The organism is Streptomyces sp. NPDC046465, from assembly GCF_040646035.1.
In the GTDB taxonomy this organism is placed as follows: Bacteria; Actinomycetota; Actinomycetes; order Streptomycetales; family Streptomycetaceae; genus Streptomyces.
In genome coordinates this window covers 1-4,980 of record NZ_JBEYZK010000062.1, presented here as the reverse complement: position 1 = coordinate 4,980, position 4,980 = coordinate 1, and the positions used below count along the sequence as shown (strand labels likewise).

At 68.1% G+C, this 4,980-nt stretch carries 5 protein-coding genes and 1 pseudogene; all 6 read left to right on the top strand.

Going from position 1 to position 4,980, the window contains the following annotated elements; genetic code table 11:
* Window positions 1-473 (top strand): dihydrofolate reductase family protein (locus ABZ953_RS39015; RefSeq protein ID WP_361734247.1); only part of this gene is annotated, 473 nt, incomplete at its 5' end.
* Window positions 473-970, top strand: a complete 498-nt coding sequence (locus tag ABZ953_RS39010; protein ID WP_361734245.1) for a deaminase — start codon at window positions 473-475, stop codon at window positions 968-970. The genes ABZ953_RS39015 and ABZ953_RS39010, both read left to right, overlap by 1 nt.
* The gene (locus ABZ953_RS39005) at window positions 897-1,364 is read left to right on the top strand and encodes a helix-turn-helix domain-containing protein (RefSeq protein WP_361734243.1); all 468 of its coding nucleotides are present in this window, start codon (window positions 897-899) and stop codon (window positions 1,362-1,364) included. The genes ABZ953_RS39010 and ABZ953_RS39005 overlap by 74 nt, the downstream gene beginning before the upstream one ends.
* 373 nt (window positions 1,365-1,737) lie before the next feature.
* Window positions 1,738-2,850, top strand: a complete 1,113-nt coding sequence (locus ABZ953_RS39000) for a hypothetical protein (protein ID WP_361734241.1) — start codon at window positions 1,738-1,740, stop codon at window positions 2,848-2,850.
* Window positions 2,851-2,932: 82 nt separating this feature from the next.
* Complete coding sequence (gene dnaB / locus ABZ953_RS38995; protein WP_361734239.1) at window positions 2,933-4,333, top strand: replicative DNA helicase; 1,401 nt, start codon at window positions 2,933-2,935, stop codon at window positions 4,331-4,333.
* 174 nt (window positions 4,334-4,507) lie between these two features.
* Window positions 4,508-4,696: pseudogene (locus ABZ953_RS38990) on the top strand (helix-turn-helix domain-containing protein); the annotation flags it as partial.
* Window positions 4,697-4,980 lie beyond the last annotated feature (284 nt).

Below are 4,980 nucleotides of genomic sequence, written 5' to 3'. Positions count from 1 at the left end.
GCGCGCAGCGCGTCGCGGAGGGTAAGCCGGAGTATCCGCTCAAGGTCACGGTCACTAAGTCCGGCGACCTCTCGGCCGACCTGAAGTTCTGGCATCACGGCGGCCAGAAGATGGTGTTCACCGTCGACGACGCGGTCGAGAAGGTCCAAGCCACGTTGGGGGATCTCGCCGACGTCGTCAGCGTCGGCCCGGAACTCGATTGGGGCCTGGTCCTCGACGAGCTCGGCCGACGCGGCATCGGGCAGCTCATGGTGGAGGGCGGCGGCACGATCCACACCCAGCTCATGGCGCAGAACCTCGCCGACGAGGTGCAACTCGCCATCGCCCCGCTCCTGGTCGGACAGCCTGAAGGACCCCAGTTCCTGGGCAGCGCCCAGTACCCGGGTGGAACCACCGCCCGGATGAAGGTGCTGGAGGTCAGGGCGATCGACGACGTGGTGTTCGTCCGCTACGCCCCCAAGGAGCGCGGCTGATGTACGCGCCAGGCCGGGATGGGGACCTGCATTGGATGCAGCGCGCTATTGACCTTGCTGCGCTGTGCCCTGCGGCCGCGGGGGCCTACTCGGTCGGGGCGGTCATCGTCGGCGCGAACGGCGAGGAGCTCGCGGCTGGATACTCGCGTGAGGCTGATCCGCGCGAGCATGCGGAGGAGGCCGCGCTCGCCAAGCTCCCCGCGCGCGGCTCACGGCTGAGCGGAGCGACGATCTACAGCACGCTGGAACCGTGCTCCGAGCGAAGCGCAGACCGCACGCCGTGCGCCCAGCGGATCCTTGAGGCTCGTATCCCCCGCGTGGTCATCGCATGGCGGGAGCCCGCGCACTTCGTGGCCGACTGCGTGGGGGTCGAGCAGCTGACGACCGCCGGGGTGATCGTGGACGAACTTTCCGAACTCGCCGATGCCGCGCGTGCGGTCAATCGCCACCTCTTCGACGAACGTCATGGCCGGGGAGCGCCACGCGGAGAGCCGTGACCGCCTACCGCTTTGCGAAGAGCGAGGGGGCCGCTCTTTCCGACACGCCGTCAACTCCCACATCGGAAGCCTAGTTGTCTGTATAGTTTCAGTTCGTGAGGAGGAAGCTATGTCTGATCTCAGGAGTGCTGTCGACGCGCTGCTCGCGCGCCCGGCAGACCCGTTGCCGCCCCCTGCGGTCCGATCCCGGTTGCGTAAGGCTGCAGGGCTGACCCAGGAGGAAGTGGCCAAGGCGTTCGAGGTCACCAGGGTCGCGTTCACGCGGTGGGAGAGCGGCGAAGCCGTGCCGCATCGTCGGCGCCGAGAGGCCTATGCACTCCTTCTACAGGGGTGGGCCGAAAAGTTCCCCGCCGCAGCCATCGAGCCCGGACGGAGCGATATGCCGGCCCCCTAACGAGAAGCGGCCCCGTCGCCACAACGGAGCCGCTTCCATACGAATCGACTCGATCAGCCTCAAAACCATCCGAGTCGTGCCGGTGAGGTGACCTCTCCGGGGTGCACCCGTGGGCCATGGGCCCGCGTGTCACCTATACCCAGGATAGGCGCGAGTTCCTGCGCCACGCCACTATCCAAGGTTAAGCCAGGTCATAACCGCAGGTCACGGCTCTCTCGACACCGTCAGGGAGCACCACAAGTGCCACACCACACCCAGCAGATTCCGGTCAGCTGGTCACAAACCCCGCTGCGGGCGTCCCCTTCCGGGAGCATGCAGCACACAGATCTCCCGCGCCCTCTCACCCCCGCCCGATCCGGGACGGAGGCGCAAGGTGTCTGAAGCCAGCCTTCAGCAGAATCCGGGAGCTGCACAGGTCACCGGCCGCGCTCCCGCCCTCCGCCCGTCCGTGCCGTTGTACCGGCACATGCTGTACGGCTCGGGGCTGTCCCACGCCCTGGACTTCGTGGTCCTGGCGCACGTCCACTTCATGTGCGAGGACGGCAAGACCTTCAGCGTCGACGACCTGGTGGAGACGCTGCGCGGCGAGGGGATCCGCAGCTCGAACGGCAAGGGCCTGATCGGCAGCAAGGCGGTTTACGAGTCGGTCGGCCGTCTGCGAACTGCGGGCTTTCTGCACCGAAACCAGGACAACAGCGGAAACTTCGGGAAGGTTTCGTACACCTTCTACGAATTCCCCTCCCTCAATCCGAACTGGACCCCTCCGGGAGTGACCGACTCGGGAGGAAATATCCCGCTTCCCTTGTCAGGAGAAGCGGACGCCACACTACCAACGAGTAACAACATTTCCGCAGGTCAGACCGCTTCTCCTGACAAGGCACGCGCTGACAAGGCACGCGCTGACAGGCGAAGCGGAAAACGTCGCGTTTCCGCAGGCCAGACCGCTTCTCCTGACAGGCGAAGCGGAAAGCCGTCCCCCCCACACCCCCCGGAGGAGGAGGATTCCTCCTCCCCCAACCCCCTCACTGGCACCACGGGGGCGCTCCCGTCACAGCGGGAGGACAAGCCGAAATTCGCAGCAGAGGAGATCGCTGAGGCTGAGCGGTTCCTTCAGTGCATGAAGCGCCACCAGGCGGGTGCGGCGAGCTCGCGCAAACTCGCCCCCCTGTTGCTGGGGCTGATGGCTGCTCAGGACTGGCCGAAGATCACGGGCCTTGACAAGCAGCAGCAGGAGTTGCTGGAAGCGGACATCTTCAAGAACACCGGTGGTGCCGTGTCGTGGGCGTCCTGCCTGCCCGGCTGGATCAAGGATCTGCGCCGATACGAGTTCGCGAGGGCCGCGCAGAAGAGTGCCGCCGGTGGCTCGGTGCCGTGGTGCGGTACCTGCGAGTCGCCGGACTACCGCTGGTTCGCGCCGCGTGAGGGCAGTCCGACCAAGTGCCCCACGTGCCACCCGTCCGTTGCTCCGCGCCCGCCTGAGGCCTGACGCGCACAAAGACGGGCCGCCCCCTGGCCGGGGCGACCCGTCGCGATCAACCCGATTCCAAAGCCCTGGAACAGGAGACCGAATGTCCACGGTAGTCGCCGCCCGCAGTGACCACGACGATGAAGGAGCCGGCCCCGGCTCGCCCCGCCACGACCTGAAGGTGTGGGACGTGCCGCCGCAGGACCTCGATGCCGAGCAGTCGGTGCTGGGCGGGCAGTTGCTGAGCAAGGACGCCATCGCGGACTTTCTCAGCTCCCCGATGAAGCCCGCTGACTACTACCGGCCTGCGCACGAGACGATCCAGCAGGCGATCAACACGCTCTACGGCAAGGGCGAGCCAGCCGACCCGATCACGGTGTCCGCCGAGCTGGCCAAGTCGGGCGAGCTGGCCCGGGTCGGCGGGGCTTCCTACCTGCACACCCTGGTTGAGGCGGTGCCGACCGCGGCGAGTGTGGAGTACTACGCCGGGATCGTCCACGACCTGGCCGTGCGCCGCCGCCTCGCGGAGGCTGGCACCCGCATCCGGATGATGAGCCTGTCCGGCGAGGGCGAGGTGCCCCAGATCTCCGACGCCGCGCAGGCGGAGATCCACGCCGCGACGGAGGTCTCCACAGCCGCCGATCCCAAGCGCCCGGGTGAGGGCAGTCTGGCCGCGACGGTCGACGAGCTCCAGGCCATCGAGAAGCGTGGCGGCGAACTTACCGGCGTCTCGACCGGCTTCACCGACCTCGACCAACTGACCCAGGGCCTGCAGCCCGGACAGCTCGTCGTCGTCGCCGGTCGCCCGGCCATGGGCAAGTCCACCCTCGCCCTCGACTTCGCTCGGGCCTGCTCGATCAAGCACAACCTGCCCAGCGTGTTCTTCTCCCTGGAGATGGGCATCTCCGAGATCAACATGCGGATGCTGTCCGCCGAGGCTCGCGTCGGTCTGCACAAGATGCGCTCGGGCACGATGACCGAAGAAGACTGGCAGCACCTGAGCCGCAGGACACCGGCCGTCGAGGCCGCGCCGCTGTACCTGGACGCCTCGACCGACCTGACCATGCTTCAGATCCGCTCGAAGTGCCGCCGCATGCTGCAACGGCACGGCCTGAAGCTCATCGTCGTGGACTACCTCCAGCTCATGGAGTCCGGCAAGCGCGCCGAAAGCCGCGTGGTCGAGGTCGGCCAGATCTCCCGCGGCCTGAAGAAGCTCGCCAAGGAGCTCGAAGTCCCCGTGGTCGCGCTCTCCCAGCTCAACCGCGGATCCGAGCAGCGCACCGACAAGAAGCCACAGCTCTCCGACTTGCGCGAGTCCGGCTCAATCGAGCAGGACGCCGACATGGTGATCCTGGTCCACCGCGAGGATGCCTACGAAAAGGAGTCCCCCCGAGCCGGTGAGGCCGACCTCATCGTGGCCAAGCACCGCAACGGCCCGACCGCGACCATCACCGTCGCCTTCCAAGGCCACTACTCCCGCTTCGTCGACATGGCTCAGACCTGAGGCCCGGCCCTGCACCCCACAGGAACGCCCCGCGTGCCCGCCTGGCGGCCGTTCAGCCCCTCAGTGGGGAAAAGGGTCGCGCCGCACCAAGATCGGCCCGCACGCAGCCGTACAGCCGATCAAGGAAGCGGCCTGCCGCTCCGCGCCCGCCTCGCCCGGCCGAAGGAGGCCACCATGCCTGAGACGACACCCACGTTCGACGCGATCGACGCGCTGCTCGCCGCGACGCCCGAACCGCCCGCGCCCCTGCCCCCCATCGAGCAACGCCGCGCGCTGCGCGAGGAGTTGGGCCTGGCGCGGGCGCAGGTCGCCCGCGTACTGGGCACGAGCCCCTCGACACTGGCGGGCTGGGAGGCCGGCCGCGACCCGGCCGGTGAACTCCGCGGCCGTTACGCCTATTTCCTGAGCCAGGCCCAGGACAAGCTCCACGCCCGCCAGGCCCCGGCGCCGGACACCGACCCCACCGCGGCCGCCGCTCCCGCCGCGCCCCCCGACGACGCCGATGCCGCCCTCCCCGGGCAGCACCAGGCCGAGGAGGACGACGTCCAGGAGGACCCGAACCACAGGAACAGGACGCAACTGAGGATGCCGAGCAGCCAGTTGACGGCCGTCATGGGGTAGTACACGAGCATCAGCGAGTACGAGAA

Coding starts and splice junctions, on each gene's coding strand:
- ABZ953_RS39010 (WP_361734245.1), top strand. CDS start 473: ATGTACGCGCCAGGCCGGGATGGGGACCTGCATTGGATGCAGCGCGCT.
- ABZ953_RS39005 (WP_361734243.1), top strand. CDS start 897: ATGCCGCGCGTGCGGTCAATCGCCACCTCTTCGACGAACGTCATGGCC.
- dnaB (WP_361734239.1), top strand. CDS start 2,933: ATGTCCACGGTAGTCGCCGCCCGCAGTGACCACGACGATGAAGGAGCC.